At 73.1% G+C, this 21229-nt stretch carries 15 protein-coding genes and 2 pseudogenes; 13 read left to right on the top strand and 4 right to left on the bottom strand.

Annotated features, from left to right (window positions below):
- Positions 1 to 53: 53 nt before the first annotated feature.
- Entirely contained in the window at positions 54 to 776 is a 723-nt protein-coding gene (locus tag LNW73_RS07675; RefSeq protein WP_250989431.1) for a hypothetical protein, read from the top strand.
- A 123-nt stretch (positions 777 to 899) separates the two neighbouring features.
- Here the strand turns inward: LNW73_RS07675 and LNW73_RS07670 are convergent, their stop codons facing one another.
- Both LNW73_RS07670 and LNW73_RS07665 read right to left on the bottom strand, forming a co-directional pair.
- A complete protein-coding gene (locus tag LNW73_RS07670; protein ID WP_308407645.1) occupies positions 900 to 1130 on the bottom strand; it encodes an antitoxin in 231 nt (76 codons plus the stop codon).
- A 31-nt stretch (positions 1131 to 1161) separates the two neighbouring features.
- Positions 1162 to 1407, bottom strand: coding sequence for a hypothetical protein (locus tag LNW73_RS07665; protein ID WP_250989429.1), 246 nt, complete (start codon positions 1405 to 1407; stop codon positions 1162 to 1164).
- 195 nt (positions 1408 to 1602) lie between these two features.
- Between LNW73_RS07665 and miaA the strand changes: the two genes are divergently transcribed.
- The 6 genes from miaA to hflX all read left to right on the top strand — a co-directional run bounded on the left by miaA (position 1603) and on the right by hflX (position 9700).
- Positions 1603 to 2553, top strand: a complete 951-nt coding sequence (gene miaA / locus LNW73_RS07660) for a tRNA (adenosine(37)-N6)-dimethylallyltransferase MiaA (RefSeq protein WP_250992844.1) — start codon at positions 1603 to 1605, stop codon at positions 2551 to 2553.
- Between the two features lie 105 nt (positions 2554 to 2658).
- Positions 2659 to 3117, top strand: coding sequence for a hypothetical protein (locus LNW73_RS07655; protein WP_250992843.1), 459 nt, complete (start codon positions 2659 to 2661; stop codon positions 3115 to 3117).
- Positions 3118 to 3174: 57 nt separating this feature from the next.
- A complete protein-coding gene (gene dapF, locus LNW73_RS07650; RefSeq protein WP_250989428.1) occupies positions 3175 to 4083 on the top strand; it encodes a diaminopimelate epimerase in 909 nt (302 codons plus the stop codon).
- A gap of 230 nt (positions 4084 to 4313) precedes the next feature.
- Positions 4314 to 6491 (top strand): RelA/SpoT family protein, encoded by a 2178-nt coding sequence (locus tag LNW73_RS07645; RefSeq protein ID WP_250989427.1) that lies wholly within the window; start codon positions 4314 to 4316, stop codon positions 6489 to 6491.
- Between the two features lie 150 nt (positions 6492 to 6641).
- Positions 6642 to 8114, top strand: a complete 1473-nt coding sequence (locus tag LNW73_RS07640) for a M1 family metallopeptidase (protein ID WP_250989426.1) — start codon at positions 6642 to 6644, stop codon at positions 8112 to 8114.
- An 80-nt stretch (positions 8115 to 8194) separates the two neighbouring features.
- Complete coding sequence (hflX, locus tag LNW73_RS07635; RefSeq protein ID WP_250989425.1) at positions 8195 to 9700, top strand: GTPase HflX; 1506 nt, start codon at positions 8195 to 8197, stop codon at positions 9698 to 9700.
- Positions 9701 to 9809: 109 nt separating this feature from the next.
- On the opposite strand, the pseudogene LNW73_RS07630 reads toward hflX, so the two are convergent.
- Positions 9810 to 10972 (bottom strand): annotated as a pseudogene (locus LNW73_RS07630) (trypsin-like serine peptidase).
- Positions 10973 to 11135: 163 nt separating this feature from the next.
- On the opposite strand from LNW73_RS07630, the gene LNW73_RS07625 reads away from it, so the two are divergent.
- The 5 genes and pseudogenes from LNW73_RS07625 to LNW73_RS07605 all read left to right on the top strand — a co-directional run bounded on the left by LNW73_RS07625 (position 11136) and on the right by LNW73_RS07605 (position 17816).
- A complete protein-coding gene (locus tag LNW73_RS07625) occupies positions 11136 to 12551 on the top strand; it encodes a diaminobutyrate--2-oxoglutarate transaminase family protein (protein ID WP_250989424.1) in 1416 nt (471 codons plus the stop codon).
- A 74-nt stretch (positions 12552 to 12625) separates the two neighbouring features.
- Positions 12626 to 14560 (top strand): IucA/IucC family protein, encoded by a 1935-nt coding sequence (locus LNW73_RS07620; RefSeq protein WP_250989423.1) that lies wholly within the window; start codon positions 12626 to 12628, stop codon positions 14558 to 14560.
- Positions 14557 to 15282 (top strand): GNAT family N-acetyltransferase, encoded by a 726-nt coding sequence (locus tag LNW73_RS07615; RefSeq protein ID WP_250992842.1) that lies wholly within the window; start codon positions 14557 to 14559, stop codon positions 15280 to 15282. Before LNW73_RS07620 ends, LNW73_RS07615 begins: the two co-directional genes overlap by 4 nt.
- A 189-nt stretch (positions 15283 to 15471) precedes the next feature.
- Positions 15472 to 17255, top strand: a pseudogene (locus tag LNW73_RS07610) (IucA/IucC family protein).
- Between the two features lie 39 nt (positions 17256 to 17294).
- Positions 17295 to 17816, top strand: a complete 522-nt coding sequence (locus tag LNW73_RS07605; protein WP_250989422.1) for an FHA domain-containing protein — start codon at positions 17295 to 17297, stop codon at positions 17814 to 17816.
- On the opposite strand, the gene LNW73_RS07600 is transcribed toward LNW73_RS07605, so the two are convergent.
- Positions 17794 to 19026, bottom strand: a complete 1233-nt coding sequence (locus LNW73_RS07600) for a serine/threonine-protein kinase (protein ID WP_250989421.1) — start codon at positions 19024 to 19026, stop codon at positions 17794 to 17796. The two genes, LNW73_RS07605 and LNW73_RS07600, sit on opposite strands and share 23 nt — an antisense overlap.
- Before the next feature lie 103 nt (positions 19027 to 19129).
- Here LNW73_RS07600 and LNW73_RS07595 point away from each other — a divergent pair, with 103 nt between their 5' ends.
- A complete protein-coding gene (locus tag LNW73_RS07595; protein WP_250989420.1) occupies positions 19130 to 21208 on the top strand; it encodes an ATP-dependent DNA helicase in 2079 nt (692 codons plus the stop codon).
- The last annotated feature ends 21 nt before the right edge of the window (positions 21209 to 21229 follow it).

Genomic DNA, 21229 nt, shown 5'->3' with positions numbered 1-21229 from the left:
GAACGGGGTGAAGGGTCCTGTGGAACCGTGATCAGCCCCGTTAGGCTGCGCTCATGCTCGTAGCCGCCGCAGTCTGCCCGTCCGCCCCGCTGCTCGTACCCGAGGTCGCGGCCGGTGCCGCGTTCGAACTGGACGCGCTGCGCGCCGCGTGCGCCGACGCCGTCGGGGTGCTCGCGGCGTCCCGGCCGGACCGGCTGGTGGTGATCGGCCCGGCCGAGCAGCCCGACCGCGGGCGGCACCACGAGGGCGCGCGGGGCTCGTTCCGGGAGTTCGGCGTCGACCTGGACGTACGCCTCGGCACCGCACCCGGGACCCCGTCCGAGGACGTCGGCGCCGACCGCGCGCTGCCGCCCTCGCTGGCGGTCGCCGCCTGGCTGCTGCGCGGCTGGGCCGCGGCTCCGCTGGAGGGCCTGGGCGTGGGAGAGCCGCTCGAGCAGGACCGCTGCGCGGCCACCGGCGCCATGATCGCGTCAACGGCGGACCGGGTCGCGCTGCTGGTGATGGGCGACGGCAGCGCCTGCCGCACCCTCAAGGCCCCCGGCTATCTGGACGAGCGCGCGGCACCCTTCGACGCGTCGGTCGCCGCCGCGCTGGCCGCCGCCGACACGGAGGCGCTGGCCGCACTGGACGCGGAACTGGCGGAGGCGCTCCAGGCCGCGGGACGCGCCCCCTGGCAGGTCCTCGCGGGCGCCGCGCAGGGCGCGGGCCTGGCCGGACAGCTGCTCTACGAGGACGCCCCGTACGGCGTCGGCTATTTCGTCGCCACGTGGACGTAGCCGCCGCTCAGCTTCAGCCGCCGCCTGGTGCGGGCCGGGACGGCGGAAGACCGCGGAGCCGAAGCGCCCGCGGCCTTCCCGCGCCGGTGGTCCGGGGGCACCTCCCAGCGGTAGCCGGGGGACCTAGGCCGGAGTGTCCGGCCCGCCGCCCTCGTTGCCGCTCTTCAGGTGGTCCAGGGCGCCCTTCGCCTTGTGCACACCCGTATCGATCTTGTCCGTGTACTTCCCGTGGGTCTTGGAATCCACCGTCCGGGCGGCCTTGTCCAGCCCCGACTCGATCTTTCCCCCGTGCTGCTGCGCGAGGTGGCCCGCCTTGTCCTTGGCGAGTCCGAGTTTGTCCTTGATCGTGTCCATCAGGCCCATCTGGCACCTTCCCTCGGGACTGCTATGCGCGGGCGCCCTCACCGGCCTCGCTGTCGGCGGCGTCCGCCGTGGACTGCTGCTTCGGGATGCCGACGGGCTCCGCCGCCCCCGCGGGCTCCGCGTCCCCGCCCGGCTCCGCCGCGTGCTCCGCCTCGGCGGGCTCAGCGGCCGCCTCGACGTCCTCCGGCTCCGCCGTCAGAGTGACGGCTTCCGCCGCTTCGGTTGACGGGTCGGCCGACTGACGTCGAAACCATCCGAAAACGCTCATTTCTACTCCAGACCATACTCGTGAGGTCGAAAATCCGCGTTGCCCGGGGCGCCTCGTTGCGCCGCTCGGGTCCGGCCGGTCCGGGTGACCCGGAATCCGGCCTGCGGAATCTCTCCAGAGGCAACGAGTCCGGCAGCGCTCCGTCACGTCCCTCGATCGTGAGGGGGCCCGTAGGTTTGGGAGACTGGACACGTGCTGCACACTCCCGGGGAGCGACCCCCCGTACTTCCGAGCAAAGACCTCGTCATCGCCGTCGTCGGCCCCACCGCGGCGGGCAAGTCCGATCTGGGCGTAGCCCTGGCCCAGGCCCTGAACGGTGAGGTCGTCAACGCCGACTCCATGCAGCTCTACCGGGGCATGGACATCGGCACCGCCAAGCTCACCACCGACGAGCGCCACGGCGTGCCGCACCACCTGCTGGACATCTGGGACGTCACCGAGGCCGCGAGCGTCGCCGAGTACCAGCGGCTCGCCCGCGCCGAGATCGACCGGCTGCACGCTGCCGGCCGGACCCCCGTGCTGGTCGGCGGCTCAGGCCTGTACGTGCGCGGCGCCATCGACGCGCTGGAGTTCCCCGGCACCGACGCCGCCGTCCGGGCCCGGCTGGAGGCGGAGCTCGCCGAGCAGGGCTCCGCGGCGCTGCACGCCCGGCTGGCCGCGGTCGACCCCGAGGCGGGCCGGGCGATCCTGCCCAGCAACGGCCGGCGGATCGTCCGGGCGCTGGAGGTGGTGGAGATCACCGGCCGGCCGTTCACGGCCAATCTGCCGGGCCCCGACTCCATCTACGGCACCGTCCAGATCGGTGTCGACGTGCCGCGGCCCGAGCTCGACCAGCGCATCGCGCTGCGCGTCGACCGGATGTGGGACGCCGGGCTGGTGGACGAGGTACGGGAGCTGGCCGCGGTCGGGCTGCGGGACGGCCGCACCGCCTCGCGGGCGCTGGGCTACCAGCAGGTACTCGCCGCGCTCGTGGGGGAGTGCACCGACGAGGAGGCCCGCGCCGAGACCGTACGGGCCACCAAGCGCTTCGCCCGCCGCCAGGACTCGTGGTTCCGTCGCGACCAGCGGGTGCACTGGCTCTCCGCCCGGGGTCCGGAACTCACCGATCAGGCGCTGACGTTGGTCGAAGCTGCGGTTACAGCCTGATCACGTGATGGCATCGGGACGCCTCAGCGTGAGGAGACGGCCACGCGGCCGTGCCATCATCGAGCAACGAGTGACGGCGTCGGAGATGGGGGAGGGCGCGTGGCGATGGAAGCTGGTCCCCGAGACTCCTCACCCGACCGTCATGCCGCGTCCGAGGCACAGCTCGGGACGGACGAACTGCTCGAACCCGGGTCGCTGATCGACCCGGAGGCGATGATCGAACCGGAACTCGTTCCGGTGGAGCTGCGGCCGCAGCGGCGGCTGCGGATCTGGCAGCTCGCCCCGATCGTCGCCCTCGGCGTCGGCGGCTCCCTGATGTTCGCCTTCCCGCTCGCCTTCGAGTTCGGTGACGGCGGCGCGGTCGTGGCCATGCTCGGCCTGCTGCTGAGCTGCTGCTCCGCGGGCTGGGGCATCATGGCGGCCCGCCGGGTCGGCCACACCTGGCCGGGACTGCCCGCCCGTGGCTCGGGCCGCCGCGCGGACTGGCGCTACATCGTCGCCTACACGCTGATCAGCGGCCTGCTGGCGGTCCTCGCCATCTGGCGCGTGGCCCGCCTGCGCTGAGTCCCGCCCGCTGGACGCCCCGGATCGTGCCGGGCCGGTGGCCTTACGCTTGTCCTTGTGACCACCTCGCAGCCCACCACGCACCAGGGCCCGTCCTTCCTCAAGGGCCACGGCACCGAGAACGACTTCGTGATCGTCCCCGACGCGGACGGCCGCATCGAGCTGTCCGCGGCGGCCGTCGCGCGGCTCTGCGACCGCCGGGCGGGCATCGGTGGCGACGGGCTGCTGCGGGTCGTGCGCTCCGCGGCCCATCCGGAGGCCGCCGGTATGGCCGGCGAGGCCGAGTGGTTCATGGACTACCGCAACAGTGACGGCAGCATCGCCGAGATGTGCGGCAACGGCGTCCGGGTCTTCGCCCGGTATCTGCAGCGCGCCGGGCTCACCGGCGCCGGTGACCTGGCCGTGGCCACCCGCGCGGGCGTCCGCCGGGTGCACATCGCCAAGACGGACCCGGACGGCACCCTGGGTGAGATCACCGTCGGCATGGGCGCGGCCGCCCTGCCCGCGGGCGAGGTGACCGTCACCGTGGGCGGCCGCAGCTGGCTTGCGCGCAACATCAACATGGGCAATCCGCACGCCGTCGCCTTCGTCGACAGCCTGGACGACGCGGGAAACCTGTACACCGCGCCCACCGTCTCGCCCGCCGCCGCGTACCCGACCGGCGTGAACACGGAATTCGTCGTCGACCGCGGTGAGCGGCATGTGGCGATGCGCGTCCACGAGCGGGGCTCCGGCGAGACCCGCTCCTGCGGCACCGGCGCCTGCGCCGTCATGGTCGCCGCCGCCCGCCGCGACGGCGCCGACCCGGCCATCACCGGACGCCCCGTCACCTACACGGTGGACGTGCCCGGCGGCCGTCTGGTGATCACCGAGCGCGCCGACGGCGAGATCGAGATGACCGGCCCCGCCGTCATCGTCGCCGAGGGCACCATCGACCGGGAGTGGCTGGACGCACCGTCCGTCTGACGGCCCGCCACCGCCCCAAACACGGCAGGGAATCGGACTCCTGAGCCACCTTTCCGAACTGGCCTCCCGTACTGACCTCCCGCACTTGTTCCCTCGAACGGGTGATGGCGATCACTCTGGACGAGAGCGTGGCTGCCGCACGTGGTGGGCTCGGTAGCATCAAGCACCGGCGCGGCCCCCATTCTCCGTGGAGAGCGCCCGCCGCCGGTTGACGCTGCCGGAGGTGCCCGATGAGCGCGGACAACGCAGTGGATGCCGCCCCCGTCCCCGACGATGAGGGCCGCAGGCGCGGACTTCGCCGCATCGACCTGCGCAGGCTCGGCCGGGCGGCACTGCTCGGCCCCGGCGGCCGGGAGTGGGGCCTGCCCGCCGGTGGCCGGGGCCAGCGCGTGCCGGACGCCATCGAGCACCTCGCCAAAGTGCACCGGCTGCGGCACCCCGGGGTCGGCGCGGCCGGCATCGAGACACTGCGCCGCGCGTATCTGCTCGCCGAGTCCTCGCACCGCGGCCAGATGCGCAAGAGCGGCGAGCCGTACATCACGCATCCGCTCGCCGTGACCCTCATCCTCGCCGAACTCGGCGCCGAGACAACGACCCTGACGGCCTCTCTGCTGCACGACACCGTCGAGGACACGGAAGTGACGCTCGATCAGGTGCGGGAGGAGTTCGGCGAGGAGGTCTGCTATCTCGTCGACGGCGTCACCAAGCTCGAACGCGTCGACTACGGTGCCGCCGCCGAGCCCGAGACCTTCCGCAAGATGCTGGTCGCCACCGGCAGCGACGTCCGCGTCATGTCGATCAAACTCGCCGACCGGCTGCACAACATGCGCACCCTCGGGGTGATGCGCCCCGACAAGCAGGCGCGGATCGCCAAGGTCACCCGGGACGTGCTCATCCCGCTCGCCGAACGGCTGGGCGTACAGGCCCTCAAGAGCGAACTGGAGGACCTGGTCTTCGCCATCCTCCACCCCGAGGAGTACGCCAGGACCCGCGCGATGATCCGCGCCAACTCCGTCCGCCCGGACCCGCTGGCGGCCGTCGCCGACGCCGTGCGGGCCGTGCTGCGCGAGGCCGGGATCGCCGCCGAGGTCGCCATCCGGCCGCGGCACGCCGTCTCCGTCCACCGGGTGCTGCTCAAGCGCGGCGCGGACGAACTCGGCGGCTGCGAGTTCGGCCGGATCCTGGTGCTCGTCGCGGAGGACGCCGACTGCTACGCCGTCCTCGGGGAGCTGCACACCTGTTTCATCCCGGTGATCGCGGAGTTCAAGGACTTCATCGCGGCCCCCAAGTTCAACCTGTACCAATCGCTGCACACCGCCGTCGCCGACGAGGAGGGCCGGATCGCCGAAGTCCTGGTCCGTACACGGCAGATGCACCGGGTCGCCGAGGCCGGTGTCATCGCGCTCGGCAATCCGCACACCGTCGATGAGCCCCCGCAGGCCGCCGACGGCGAACGCGTCGACCCCACCCAGCCGGGCTGGCTGTCGCGGCTGCTGGAATGGCAGCGCGACGCCCCCGACCCCGACACGTTCTGGACCGCGCTGCGCGCCGACCTCGCCCAGGACCGCGAGGTCACCGTCTTCTCCGCGCACGGCGGGGACACCACCGGCACCATCCGGCTGCCCGCCGGGGCCAGTTGTGTCGACGCCGCCTACGCGCTGCACGGCGAGGCCGGCCACGCCTGCGTCGGCGCCCGCGTCAACGGCCGCCTCGCACCGCTGCGCAGCAAGTTGCGGGACGGCGACATCGTGCAGATCCTGCTGGACGAGAGCGGCGCCTCCGGCCCGTCCGCCGACTGGCTGGAGCACGTGCGTACGCCGGCGGCCCGGATCGCCGTCACCCGCTGGCTGGAACTCCATCCGGCGCCGCCCGCCGACGAGGAACCGGCCGCCCGCGCGGAACGCCCCGCGTACAGCGCGGACACCACGGCCGAGGACGAACCGGTCGCCGTCACCGACCTGGCGGGCGCCGCCGTCCGGCTGGCGCGCTGTTGTACGCCGGTACCGCCCGACGAGGTCACCGGGTTCGTCATCCGCGGCGGCACGGTCGCCGTGCACCGCGAGGAGTGCCCGACGGCGGTCCGGATGACCGGCGCGGGACGGGAGCCGGTGCCCGTCCGGTGGCGGGGCGGCCGCCCCGCCGGGGCCGGATTCCGCGCCACCCTGCTCGCCGAGGCACTCGGCCGGCCGCGGCTGCTCGCGGATCTCACCGAGGCCATCGCGGGCCAGGGCGTGGGCATCGTCTCCGCCTCCGTCGAACCCCCGCAGGAGCACCGGGTGCGGCACACGTACACCGTCGAGCTGCCCGACGCGGAGGCCCTGCCGGGCCTGATGCGCGCCATGCGGTCGGTACCGGGCGTCTACGACGTCTACCGGGCCCAGCGGGCGATGGCCGCCGCGCGTCGGTAACGGGCGCGACGCGGCCTGATCCGGTCCGATCCGCTCCGCTCCGGTCGGGTCCGGTCGGGTCCGGACAGGCGGCCGGGCGGATCACGGCCGATCGGGTGTGCTGCTGCGCGTCGCGCGTCCCCGGCCGCCGCCCCCTGATAGCGGTAGCGCATGATCCCCATCACGCCGCGCAGCGGCGCCGTGCTGGCGGCGTTCGCCGCCGTCCTGACCCTGACCGCGGCGGACCTGCCCGGCGATCCCGCCGCATCGGTGTCGGGTCTCGGCGACCGGCTCTATCCCGACCTCGGCAATCCCGGCTACGACGTGGCCGCCTACGACCTCTCCTTCGACTACCACGGCCAGGACCGGCCGCTGGACGCCGTCACCCGCATCAAGGCCCGCGCGACGGCGCCGCTGACCGGGTTCCATCTGGACTTCGCCGCGGGCACGGTCTCATCGGTGCAGGTCAACGGGCATCCGGCGGGCTACACCCGGGAGCGCGAGGAGCTCGTCGTCACCCCCGAGGAGCCGGTGCCGGCGGGTGGCGAGCTGCTGATCACCGTCGTCCACACCAGCGATCCGCGCGTCGCGAACACCGGCTGGGTGCGGACCGCCGACGGACTGGCGATGGCCAACCAGGCCGACGCCGCGCACAGCGTCTTCCCGTGCAACGACCATCCCTCGGACAAGGCCGCCTTCACCTTCCACGTCACGGCTCCCAAGGACCTCACCGTCGTCACCAACGGCGTCCCGGACACCGTCCCCGAGGCCGCGCCCGCATCCGCCCTCACCTGGACGTACCGTCCCGCGAGCCCGATGGCCACCGAGCTCGCGCAGGTCTCCATCGGCCGCTCCGCCGTACTGCACCGCGCCGGTCCGCACGGGCTGGTGCTGCGCGACGTCGTCGGAGTCGCCGACCGCGACCGGCTGGCGGCGCGGCTCGCGATGACCCCCGGGCAGATCTCCTGGATGGAGGACCAGGTCGGCCCCTACCCGTTCGAGACGTACGGGATCCTCAGCGCCGACACCACCACCGGATTCGAGCTGGAGACCCAGACCCTCTCGCTCTTCGAGCGCCGCGTCCTGCTCGCCCCCGAGGCGCTGGCCGCCCCGCTGATGGTGCACGAGCTCGCCCACCAGTGGTTCGGCGACAGCGTCACCCCCGCGGCCTGGTCGGACCTCTGGCTCAACGAGGGCCACGCCACCTGGTACCAGTGGCTGTACAACGCGCAGAAGTACGGCGTCGGCCTCGACCAGCAGGTCCGCGCCGTCTACGGGGGCGACGACCAGGTGCGGACGGCGGACGGCCCGCCCGCCGAACCGAAGGTGCCGGAGCCGGGCAAGCTCGGCATCTTCCGGAACAACGTCTACGACGGTGGGGCGCTCGCCCTGTACGCCCTGCGCCAGGAGATCGGCGCCCCCGCCTTCCAGCGGCTGGAGCGCGCCTGGGTGGCCCGTCACCGGGACGGGAACGCCTCGACGGCCGACTTCACCGCCCTCGCCTCCGAGGTCGCCGGACGGGACCTCAGCGGCTTTCTGCACGCCTGGCTGTACGGGGCCGTCACCCCGCCGATGCCCGGTCACGGCGACTGGGTCGCCGGCGCGGCCAGGGCCCGTACGGCGACGGCGCCGAAACCCGCGTGACCCCCGGCGGCGGGCGTGCGACCATCGTAATGACGGACAACACGCCCGTCCCCCTCCCAGCCGATCGACCAAAGGATCCAATGACCTCCTCTTCCTCCTCTTCAAACGACCGCCAGCGCCTCCCCGAGAGCCTTCGCGCAGACGCCCTGATGGAAGAGGACGTCGCCTGGAGCCACGAGATCGACGAAGAGCGGGACGGTGCTCAGCTCGAACGCTCCGACCGCGCCTCGCTGCGCCGCGTCGTGGGTCTGTCCACCGAGCTGGAGGACGTCACCGAGGTCGAGTACCGGCAGCTCCGTCTGGAGCGCGTCGTACTCGTCGGTGTCTGGACCTCCGGAACCGTGCACGACGCGGAGAACTCCCTCGCGGAGCTCGCCGCCCTCGCGGAGACCGCGGGCGCCCTGGTGCTCGACGGCGTGATCCAGCGCCGTGACAAGCCGGACCCGGCCACGTACATCGGCTCGGGCAAGGCGCGCGAGCTGCGGGACATCGTGCAGGAGACAGGCGCCGACACGGTCGTCTGCGACGGTGAACTCAGCCCCGGACAGCTCATCCAGCTCGAGGACGTCGTCAAGGTCAAGGTGGTCGACCGCACCGCCCTGATCCTCGACATCTTCGCCCAGCACGCCAAGTCCCGTGAGGGCAAGGCCCAGGTCTCGCTCGCGCAGATGCAGTACATGCTGCCGCGGCTGCGCGGCTGGGGTGCCTCGCTCTCCCGCCAGATGGGCGGTGGCGGCTCCAGCGGCGGCGGGGCCGGCGGTGGCGGCGGTATGGCCACCCGCGGTCCCGGTGAGACCAAGATCGAGACCGACCGGCGCCGTATCCGCGAGAAGATGGCGAAGATGCGCCGGGAGATCGCGGAGATGAAGACCGGCCGCGACCTCAAGCGGCAGGAACGCAAGCGCAACAAGGTGCCGTCCGTCGCGATCGCCGGATACACCAACGCGGGCAAGTCCTCGCTGCTCAACCGGCTCACCGGCGCGGGCGTCCTGGTGGAGAACACCCTGTTCGCCACCCTGGACCCGACCGTGCGCCGGGCCGAGACCCCCGGCGGCCGGCTGTACACGCTGACCGACACCGTCGGGTTCGTCCGGCACCTGCCGCACCACCTGGTCGAGGCGTTCCGCTCCACCATGGAGGAGGTCGCGGAAGCCGACCTCATCCTGCACGTGGTGGACGGCTCGCACCCGGTCCCTGAGGAGCAGCTCGCCGCCGTGCGGGACGTCTTCCGCGAGGTCGAGGCGCTCAAGGTGCGCGAGATCGTCGTCATCAACAAGGCGGACCTGGCCGACCCGGTCGTCCTGCAGCGCATGCTGCGGAACGAGAAGCACGCCATCGCGGTGTCCGCCCGCACCGGCCAGGGCATCGACGAGCTGCTCGCGCTGCTCGACGAGGAGCTGCCGCGGCCTCAGGTCGAGATCGACGTCCTCGTGCCGTACAGCCAGGGCGCGCTCATCGCCCGGGCGCACGCCGACGGCGAGGTGCTCTCCGAGGAGCACACCGGCGAGGGCACCCTGCTCAAGGCACGGGTGCACGAGGACCTGGCCGCCGAGTTCGAGTCCTTCGCGCTCGTCGCCAAGAACTGACCGGTCCGCCGGAGCACGACGGAAGGGCCCGTCCCCGATGGGGGCGGGCCCTTCCGCGTGACCTGCTGCCGGGTGGACTCCGGTGCCTGCGACCGGATGGACTCCGGTGCTACTTGAACTGCTTGCTCACCTTGTCGTACACGGCCTTCGCCTCGGCGCCCAGGTGCGGGCCCGCCAGCCAGGTCGCCGTGATCGGGCCGATCGAGGTGTTGCTGACCAGCGACACCTCATTGTTCGCCGGGTTCTTGGCGTACCAGCCGCCGCCGGACGAACCGCCGGTCATGGTGCAGCCGAGCCGGTACTCGGTCGGCTGGTCGGCGAAGAGCGACAGCCGGCCGGCCTTGCCCGTGCAGTTGAACAGCCGCTGGCCGTCGAACGGCGGCGCGGCCGGGTAGCCCCAGGCGCCGATGTTGCCCATCTTCGTCACCGACGGAGCGTTGAACCACACCGGAAGGGCCGAACCGACCTTCTCCTCCAGCGACTTGGTGCCGCTCGCCTTGTCCGGAGCCACGTGCAGCACCGCGAAGTCGTACGGGGAGCCCTTGCCCCGGTCTCCGCGCCGTTCGCGATCCACTGGTCGGAGGTGGCGGCGCCGTCGGCCCAGAACACGCCGAGCGGGGCGAGCTCGTCGCGCTTGGCGCCCTTCAGCTGCGCCTCGGTCTTCCCGGCGTCGTTGTACGACGGGACGAAGATGACGTTGCGGTACCAGCCGCCCGCGCCACCCGCGTGCACACAGTGGCCCGCGGTCCACACCAGGTTGGACTTGCCCGGGTGGGCCGGGTCCTTCACCACGGTGCCGGAGCAGACCATCGAGCCCTTGGGGCCGTCGAAGAAGATCTTCCCGTCGCCCGGGCCGTTCTCGTGGTACGGCGCGTCAACGGCCCTGGCCTTGTTGACCGCGGGCACCGGGTCGGTCTTGCCCTTGTCCGCCGCGACGTCGTCGGGCACCTTCTTGTCGTTCTGCTCCGCGCCCTTCATCCGGTCGTTGTCCCACAGACCGTCGATGACCGGGTTGATGAAGTCGGAAGCCTTGCGCAGCCACTGGTCCTTGTCCCAGTTCTTCCACGCTCCGTCCTTGTACGCCTTCTTCCACTTCTCGAGGTCCCCGAGGCTGGTGGGCAGGGCGGAGGGGAGCTTCGGGCCGTCCGCACTCGTGACCGAGGCGCTCGGCTTGGGATCCGCCTTGTCGTCGGACGGCCCGCAGGCGGTCGCCGAGACCGCGAGCAGGGCCGCGACCGCGGCGGCGGCCAGTGGCCGGCTTATGGATGGCATGGGTTGGGTCCCCCTGGTCGTCTAACGGCAGTTCACCCCGGCGAGGGGGCGGTCCCCCACTATGCCGGGTGCTGTGAGGGACGGTTCCCGCCGGGTCCGCGGTTCCGGCCCGAAAGATCTCCCGGCCGACCGTGATCGGACCAGGGGCGCGTCGTTAGTGCGGATGGGGGACGTCGACCGGAGGAGTGAGCACGTGGCCGCCATCCAGAGCGGGCCGGACCAACTGGCCGCGTCGGCAGACGACTTCGGCGCGGGGGAGGGAATCCTGCGGCGGCAGTCGCTGCGGGAGTCCGCGGCCCGCACCTACGCCCGTTCGCTGCCGGTCGTCCCGGTCAGAGCCCGCGGGATGACGGTCGAGGGCGCCGACGGCCGCCGCTATCTGGACTGCCTGTCCGGCGCGGGCACGCTGGCGCTCGGGCACAACCACCCGGTCGTCCTGGAGGCGATCCGCGCGGTCCTGGACTCCGGGGCCCCGCTGCACGTCCTCGACCTGGCCACCCCGGTGAAGGACGCCTTCACCACCGCCCTGTTCGAGACGCTGCCACCGGAACTGGCCGCCCACGGGCGGGTGCAGTTCTGCGGACCCGCCGGCACGGACGCGGTCGAGGCGGCCATCAAGCTCGTGCGCAACGCCACCGGTCACGCCGGCCTGCTGGCCTTCACCGGCGCGTACCACGGCATGACCGCGGCCGCGCTGGCCGCGACCGGGGACACCACGGCGCGCGCCACGGTCGGCGAGGCCGACGCGCGGGTGACGCGGCTCCCCTACCCGTACGAGTACCGCTGCCCGTTCGGCACCGGCGGCGACCGCGGGGCGGAGCTGTCCGCCCGGTGGACCGCCAGCCTGCTGGACGACCCCAAGGGCGGCGTCCAGCCACCCGCCGGGATGCTGCTCGAAGTGGTGCAGGGCGAGGGCGGGGTGATCCCCGCGCCCGAGGCGTGGCTGCGCCGGATGCGGGAGATCACCGCCCGGCGCGGCATCCCGCTGATCGTCGACGAGGTGCAGACGGGCGTCGGGCGCACCGGGACCTTCTGGGCCGTCGAGCAGAGCGGGATCGTGCCCGACGTGATGGTGCTCTCGAAGGCGATCGGCGGCAGCCTCCCGCTCGCCGTCATCGTCTACCGGGAGGAGCTGGACACCTGGCGGCCCGGTGCCCACGCGGGCACCTTCCGGGGCAACCAGCTCGCCATGGCGGCGGGCGCCGTCACCCTGAAGTACGTCCGCGAGCACAACCTGGACGTGCGGGCCGGCATCCTCGGCAGCCGGATGTCGGCCCGGCTGCGCGGACTGGCCGCGCACCACCCGTGCATCGGCGATGTGCGGGGCCGCGGCCTGATGATCGGCCTGGAACTCGTCGACACCGAGGCCGAACCCGACGCGTACGGGTCGCTGCCCGCCGCGCCCCGGCTCGCCGCCGCCGTGCAGCAGGAGGCGCTGCGGCGCGGTCTCATCATCGAACTCGGCGGCCGGCACAGCAGTGTCGTCCGGCTGCTCCCGCCCCTCACCATCACCGACGAGCAGGCCGAGGCGGTGCTCGACCGGCTCGCCGACTCGATCGCGGCGGCCGAGCGCGCATGACGAGCCCACTGGCGACGGCCGAGCACCCCCCGACCTCCGGGCCGACGGGCCCCACCGACACACGGAGCACCGGCATGAGCGTATGCCCCGGCACGAACGCCGACCCTGCCGCCGACAGCCCGCCGGCCCGGGCCGGCGCTGTCCAGGCCGACGCTGTCCCGCAGGACAGGCAGACCCTCCCGGGCGGGCCGGTTCACCAGGCCGGCACGGCGGTTCAGGACAGTGCCGCCCTCGTACCGTCGCAGTCGCGGCGGGCGGCCCCGCCGTTGCCGGGCGAGCCCGATCCCCTCGAAGCGGCCGACGCCTACGCGGCGGCCGACGCGGCATCGATCGAGAGCCTGCTGCGCTGCTGGGTGCGCGAGACCGCGCTGACCGAGCCGCGGGACGGCGTGCTGCGCGTACCGCTCCCCGCCAGCGGGACCGGGTTCGACGTCCGGGTCCGGCACTGGTCCGCGACCGGGCACCACCGGTTCGGCACCGTACGGCTCGCCCTCGCCGACCAGCTGCCGCTGACCGCCGTCTGCCTGGCGGCGCTGCTGGCGCGCGAGGCCGGCACGGACCCGGCCGAGGGCGGCGACCTGATCGGCCGGGTCGCCGACTCGGCCCGCCGCACCGCCCTGTTCCTCACCGACCGGCGGGAGCGGCCCGCGGCGCCCGCCGCCACGGATCCGTTCCTCGAAGCCGAGCAGTCGCTCATCCTGGGCCACCCGCTGCACCCCACGCCCAAGGGCCGGGAAGGGCTCTCCGAGGCGGAGGCGCATGCCTATTCGCCGGAACTGCGCGGCTCCTTCCCGCTGCACTGGTTCGCCGTCGACCGCTCCCTGATCGCCACCGACTCCGCCTGGACCGAACGCGGCCGGGCCATTCCCGCGGAACAGCTCCTCAACGACCTCGCGGGCCCCGGTCTCGAACTCCCCGACGGCGCCGCCGCCCTGCCCCTGCACCCCTGGCAGGCCCGCGAGGTCCGGCACAGGCCCGAAGTGCGGGAGCTCTTCGCGACGGGACAGTTGCGTGACCTCGGGCCGCTCGGCGACCCCTGGCACCCCACCTCCTCCGTCCGGACGGTGTACCGGTCCGGCGCCCCCGCGATGCTGAAGCTCTCGCTGGCGCTGCGCATCACCAACTCCCGCCGCGAGAACCTCCGCAAGGAACTCCTGCGCGGTACCGAGGTCCACCGGCTGCTGCGCAGCGGACTCGCCGAGCAGTGGCGCGCCGCGCACCCCGGCTTCGACATCGTCCGCGACCCCGCATGGCTCGCGGTGAACGCGCCGGGCGGCGAGCCGCTCCAGGGCCTGGACGTGGTGCTGCGGCACAACCCGTTCGGCCCCGGCGACCAGACCCACTGCCTGGCGGGCCTCACCTCGCCGCGCCCCTGGCCGGGACAGGACGCGCCCGCCGTGCGCTCCCGCCTGGCGGAGCTCACCGGCCGGCTCGCGGCCAGGACCGGGCGCCCGGCCGCGGCCGTGGCCACCGAGTGGTTCCTGCGGTATCTGGACGCCGTCGTCCGTCCCGTCCTCTGGCTGGACGGGGAGGCGGGGATCGCCCTGGAGGCCCACCAGCAGAACACCCTCGTCCTGCTGGACGCGGACGGCTGGCCGTCCGGCGGCCGCTACCGCGACAACCAGGGCTACTACTTCCGTGAGTCCCACCGGGCCGCCCTGGAGCGCAGGCTGCCCGGGATCGGCGCGGACAGCGACACCTTCGTCGCGGACGCCATCGCCGACGAACGCTTCGCCTACTACCTCGGCATCAACAACGTCCTCGGCCTGATCGGCGCGTTCGGCTCCCAGGGGCTGGCCGACGAGCGCCTGCTCCTCGCCGCCTTCCGCCGGTTCCTCGGCCTGGCGGCGGCCACCGGCCGCTCCCGCCTCCCGGAACAGCTGCTCGGGGCCGCGACACTGCGCTGCAAAGCCAATCTGCTGACCCGGCTGCACGGTATGGATGAACTCGTCGGCCCGGTCGACACCCAGTCCGTCTACGTGACGATCCGCAATCCGCTGGCCGCCTGAGCGGTCCGACCGCAGGAGAGGAGGGAGCCGTGCTGCCGCCCGCCGACTCCAACACCGAGGACACCCTGGACCTGACACTGTCGGACGAGGTCCTCGCCCTCTTCAACGCGCCGGATCCGGCGCGGTCCGCCGGGGCTCAGGGCGCCGACGGCGGTCTGCTCGGCGGGGTCGCGGACTGGGGGCCGACGGCCACCCGGGCGGGCACCTTCCAGCTCGTTCCCGCGACCGTCGAGCGCGATCTGCCGATGATCTCCGGCTGGATGAACGATCCGGCCGTCGCCGAGTTCTGGGAGCTCTCCGGAGAACCGCGGATCACCGAGCGGCATCTGCGCGGCCAGCTCGACGGCGACGGCCGCAGCGTCCCCTGCCTCGGCGTCCTGGACGGCGCCCCCATGAGCTACTGGGAGATCTATCGGGCCGATCTCGACTCCGTGGCCCGCTACTACCCCTCCCGGCCCCATGACACCGGGCTGCATCTGCTGATCGGGGGCGTCGACGACCGGGCCCGCGGCCTGGGTGCCACCCTGCTGCGAGCCGTCGCCGATCTCGTGCTCGACCGCCGGCCGGCCTGCGCGCGCGTCATCGCGGAACCCGATCTGCGCAACACCCCCTCCGTCGCCGCTTTCCTCGCCGGGGGTTTCCGGTTCTCCGCCGAGGTGGAGCTGCCCGGTAAACGGGCGGGTCTGATGATCCGCGACCGTGCCGTGAGACACCTCCTCTGACCGCCTGACCGCCTGACCGCCTGACCGCCTGGCTTGTCTGACCGCCTTTTCCGCAGCCTGACCTTCCGGGCCCTTTCGGGCCCTTCGCCGACCCCTGTCCGCCGCCGCACTGTCCCCCGCAGAGGAGCACCGACCTTGCCCATCCCGCCCCCGCTCCGAGGCACCGGCTGGCAGCTCGCCGCCCGCCGCATGCTGGCCAAGATGCTCGCCGAGTACGCATACGAAGCCGTCATCACCCCGGAGCCGGACCCGGATGGCGAAGCCGACCTCGACGCCGGCTCCGGTTCCCCCTCTGGTGCCGGCTCCGGGACCGGTTCCGGGACCAGTTCGGGGACCGGCTGGTCGCCCTACCGGCTGGTGCTGCGCGACGACGTCGTCTACCGGTTCTGCGCCCGCCGCGGCTCCTACGGCAGCTGGTACGTGGACGCCGGCTCCATCACGCCCACCGGCGACCCGCTGCACTTCCTCGTCCAGGGACACGACACCGTGCTGGACCTGCCGGGCGACACCACGGGACATCTGATCCGCGAACTCCTGGCGACCCTGGCGGCCGATGTCCGGCTCGCCGCCTCCGCCGTCACCGCCGCCGAGCTCGCCGCACTCGACTACGCCGACCTCGAAGGCCACCAGACCGGCCACCCCTGGCTCGTCGCCAACAAGGGCCGGCTCGGCTTCTCCGCCGCCGACTCCGCCGCATGGGCTCCCGAAGCCCGCCGGCACCACCGCCTTCCCTGGATCGCCGTCCACCGCGACCTCGCCCGGTACCGGGGCGTCGCCGCCCTCGACACCCCCGACCGGCTCTAGGCCGAAGAACTCCCCCGGACGTCCGCGCCGCCTTCGCCCGCACCATCACCGACCAGGGGCGCGACCCCGCCGACTACCTCCTGCTGCCCGTCCACCCCTGGCAGTGGGAGGAGACCATCGCACCCCTTTTCGCCGCTCATCTCGCCGACGGTTCCATCCTGCCCCTCGGCACTGACAACGACCTTCGGCTGCCCCAGCAGTCGATCCGGACCTTCCTCAACACCAGCCGCCCGGACCGCCGCACGGTCAAACTGCCGCTGTCCGTCCTCAACACCCTCGTCTGGCGCGGGCTGCCCACCGAGCGCACCCTCGCCGCCCCCGCGGTCACCGCCTGGGTGCACGGACTGCGGGACGCCGACCCGTTCCTGCGCGACGAGACCCGGGTGATCCTGCTCGGCGAGGTCGCCTCGATCACCGTCGAACACCCGCTGTACGACCGGCTCCCGGGGGTGCCCTACCAGTACCGCGAACTCCTCGGCTGTATCTGGCGCGAGCCGCTCACCGGCCGGCTCGGCCCCGGCGAGCGGGCCCGTACGCTCGCGGCGCTGCTGCACACCGACCCGGAAGGGCGCGCCTTCACGGCGGAGCTCGTCGAACGCTCCGGGCTGGCGCCGCGCGTCTGGCTGCGGCACCTGTTCGCGGCCCTGCTGCCCCCGCTGCTGCACTTCCTGTACCAGTACGGGACGGTCTTCTCCCCGCACGGCGAGAACGCCATCGTCGTCTTCGACGAGCACGACATTCCCGTCCGGCTCGCCGTCAAGGACTTCGTCGACGACATCAACGTCTCCGCGGAAGCGCTGCCGGAACACGGGTCGATGCCGGCGGACGTCCGCGCCGTGCTGCTCACCGAACCCCCCGCCTTCCTCACCCAGTTCATCCACTCCGGGCTCTTCATCGGGGTGTTCCGGTACCTCGCGCCGCTGTGCGCGGACCAGCTGGGCGTCCCGGAGGGCGATTTCTGGGGGCTGGTCCGCGAGACGGTCCTGCGGCACCAGGACCGCTTCCCCGAGCTGAAGGAGCGCTTCGCGACCTTCGACCTGCTCACCCCGCGGATCGACCGGCTGTGCCTCAACCGCAACCGGCTGTACCTCGACGGCTACCGGGACCGTCCCGACCGCCCGCACGCCGCCGTCCACGGCACCGTCCGCAACCCCCTGAGCGGTCCCTGACCCGGCTGCGTCCGGGTGGCGATACCGTGACGGGAGACCATGGGAGACAGAGGCGGGGGCGCAATGCGCGAGGGCGGCGAGGGCCGTGCCGGCGAGGACCACGGCACCAGGGGGCCGTGCCCGGAGTGCGGCCTCGCCGGCGCGGCCGCGGGCCAACTCGTCTGCCGGGGCTGCTACGTACCGTTCGCGCTGATGACGGCGCCCCCGAAGGCCGCCCCGCTGAAACTGCCGGGCATCACCCGCCGCGACGCGCCCGGCCGTGCGCTGCGGCTCGTCTTTCCCGACGGTGCGGCGGTCGTCGAGCCGGGCGGCCGGATCCGGCTCGGCCGGGATCCGCAGCAGTGCCCGGACGTGCGCTTCCTGGTCGGCCGCGACAATCTGTCCCGGGTGCACGCCAGTGTCGGCGTCGACCCCGACGGCTCCGCCTGGATCACCGACGAGGGCTCGACCAACGGCACCTTCGTGCGCGGCACCCGGATCACCGCCGGAGAGCGGGTGGCACTGCGCCCGGGCGACGCGCTGCGGCTCGCCGCCGATGTCACCGCCCGCGTGGAGTCCTGACCGCCGCGTAGGACGTCACACAGCGCGCCAGCGGATGGTCGGGGCCCAGCGCCGCCTCGGTACGCGCCGACAGATCCGTCAGCCGGCGGACGACCGTCGCCGCGCCGTTCAGCCCCTCCAGGACCCGTGCCCGGCCGAACAGCGCGGCGAACGCGGCCGGCTCGCCCTCCCCGCCCGACCCGCTCAGCTGCTGGTACAGATTCCAGTAGCAGCGGTCGGCGTCGCCGAAGCGGCCGGCCGCGAGCAGCCGCTCGGCCTCCTCGAGCCGCGACCAGGCGGGGTCCTGCGGTCCGCGGTCCAGCACGGTCGGCGTCCGGGGCAGCTCCGGTCTCGGCGCCGGCAGGGGCGCGGGCCGGACCGCCGCGCGCAGCCGCTCCGCGGTCTCCGCGGCGCCGGCCGGCCGGTCCGCCGGGTTCTTGGCGAGCAGGGCGTGCACCACCTCGGCGAGCGCGGCGGGAACCCCGGGCCGCCGGGCGGTCAGCTGTTCCGGCACCTCGTGCACATGCTGGTACGCGTAGCCGACGGTGTTCCCCGCCTCGAACGGCGGGGACGCCGCCAGCAGCGCGTAGAGGACGCACCCCAGTGAGTACAGGTCGGAGCGGCCGGTCACCTCCTGCCCCAGCGCCTGCTCGGGGGAGAAGTACGGCGGCGACCCCAGGATGGACATCGGCTCGGTGTACCGGGTGACGTTCGCGTCCCGCTCCGTCACCAGCCCGAAATCGCAGATCTTGATGACGCCCCTGGGCAGCAGCATCAGGTTCTCCGGCTTGATGTCCCGGTGGACCAGCCCCTTGCCGTGCGCGTGCTCCAGCCCCGCGCAGATCTGGACGCCGTACGCCACGACGTCGGCGACCGGCAGGGCGCCCCGCTCCAGCAGGACCTGCCGCAGGTCCTTGCCGCGCAGCAGTTCCATCACGATGAACGGTGACCCGGAGTGCTCGCCCGCGTCATGGACGGCGGCCACGTTCGGGTGGCTCAGCCGGGCCGCGGCCGAGGCCTCCCGGCGGAACCGGCCCTGCCGCGCCGACCGCTCGCCGTCCGCCCACTCGGGGCGCAGCGTCAGTACCTTGACCGCCACCTGCCGGCCCAGCGCCTGGTCGCACGCCGAGTACACCTGCCCGAAGCCGCCGCCACCCAGCGCGACCTCCAGCCGGTACCGGCCGTTGAGAACCGTTCCGACGCCGATTTCCCCGGCCAACTCGAACGACATGGGCCAGAAGTTAGCACCGGAGGCCGCATTCCGTGCGGTGAACGATCACCGCATCCCGGGTCGGGACCGCGTTGTCAGTGCGCCCCCTTAGGCTGGTTTCCCTATGACGAAGCCCGCCCTCACCGAACTCCTCCACGCAGCCGTCACCGCGGTCGGCGGCGTGGAGCGCCCCGGCCAGGTCACGATGGCCCAGGCCGTCGAGACCGCCGTGGACGACAGCGCCCATCTGCTCGTCCAGGCCGGCACCGGCACCGGAAAGTCCCTCGGCTATCTGGTGCCCGCCCTCGCCCACGGCGAGCGGGTGGTGGTCGCGACCGCCACCCTCGCCCTGCAGCGGCAGCTGGTCGAGCGCGACCTGCCGCGTACCGTCCAGGCGCTGAAGCCGCTGCTGCGCCGCGAGCCGCAGTTCGCCATGCTCAAGGGTCGGTCGAACTATCTCTGTCTGCACCGCCTGCACGAAGGGGTGCCGCAGGAAGAGGAGGACGGTCTTTTCGACGTCTTCGAAGCCGCGGCGCCCACCAGCAAGCTCGGCAAGGACCTGCTCCGGCTGCGCGACTGGGCGGACGAGACCGAGACCGGCGACCGGGACGGCCTCACCCCGGGCGTCTCCGACAAGGCCTGGTCGCAGATCTCCGTCACCTCGCGCGAATGCCTCGGCGCCACGAAGTGCGCCTATGGCGCGGAGTGCTTCGCCGAGGCGGCCCGCGAGCGCGCCAAGCTCGCGGACGTGGTGGTCACCAACCACGCCCTGCTGGCCATCGACGCCATCGAGGGCGCGCCGGTGCTGCCCAGCCACGAGGTCCTGATCGTGGACGAGGCCCATGAGCTGGTCTCCCGCGTCACGGGCGTCGCGACCGGCGAGATCAGCCCCGGCAGCGTCAACCGTGCCGTCCGGCGGGCCGCCAAGCTCGTCAACGAGAAGGCCGCCGACGCGCTGCTGAGCGCTTCCGAGGGCTTCGAGCGGCTGATGGAACTGGCACTGCCCGGCCGACTGGAGGAGATCCCGGAGGATCTCGGCTACGCGCTGGCGGCGCTGCGCGACGCCTGCCGTCAGGTGATCACCGCGATCGGTGAGACCCGCGACAAGTCGGTCCAGGACGAGAACGCGGTGCGCAAGCAGGCGCTCGCTTCGGTCGAGCACGTGCACGAGGTCGCCGAGCGCATCGTGCAGGGCTCCGAGTACGACGTGGTCTGGTGCGAGAGCCACGACCGGTTCGGCGCCTCGCTGCGCGTCGCTCCGCTCAGCGTCTCCGGCCTGCTGCGCGAGAAGCTCTTCACGGAACGTTCCGTGGTGCTCACCTCCGCCACCCTCAAGCTCGGCGGCGACTTCAACGGGGTCGCCGCCTCGCTCGGCCTGGCCCCTGAGGGCGTCGAGGGCGAGGACGTGCCGCCGTGGAAGGGCATCGATGTCGGCTCGCCGTTCGACTACCCCAAGCAGGGGATCCTCTACGTCGCCAAGCACCTCGCCCAGCCGGGCCGGGACAGCCGCCGCGAGGACATGCTCGATGAACTCGCCGAGCTGATCCAGGCCGCGGGGGGTCGCACGCTGGGGCTGTTCTCCTCGATGCGGGGTGCCCAGGCGGCGGCCGAGGACCTGCGGGGCCGGCTCGACAATCCCATCCTGCTGCAGGGCGAGGAGACGCTGGGGGAGCTGATCCGCACCTTCTCCGAGGACGCGGCCACCTGTCTGTTCGGCACGCTCTCGCTCTGGCAGGGCGTGGACGTGCCGGGGGTGAACTGCCAGCTGGTGGTGATGGACCGGATCCCGTTCCCGCGCCCGGACGACCCGCTGATGAGCGCGCGGCAGAAGGCCGTCGAGGAGCGCGGGGGGAACGGCTTCATGTCGGTGGCCGCCACGCACGCGGCGCTGCTGATGGCGCAGGGCGCCGGCCGGCTGATCCGGGCCTCGGGCGACCGGGGCGTCGTCGCCGTCCTGGACCCGCGGCTCGCGACCGCTCGGTACGGCAGTTTCCTGCGGGCCGGTATGCCGGACCTCTGGTACACCACCGACCGCAACCAGGTGCGCCGCTCGCTGGCGGCCATCGACGCGACGGCGAACGCCATCGCCGAGACCGAGGAAGCCGTCGGTGAGGAAGCCGCGGTGGTGACTGAGGAGACGGTGACCGAGGAAGCGGCCGAGGCGGCGGCGGTCGAGGCGGCGGAAGTACCCGCCACCGGTTGAGCACTGGGGCCGGACATGGCA

This window comes from Streptomyces sp. RKAG337 (genome assembly GCF_023701715.1).
GTDB lineage: Bacteria > Actinomycetota > Actinomycetes > Streptomycetales > Streptomycetaceae > Actinacidiphila.
This window is presented reverse-complemented; position numbering and strand designations above follow the sequence as displayed.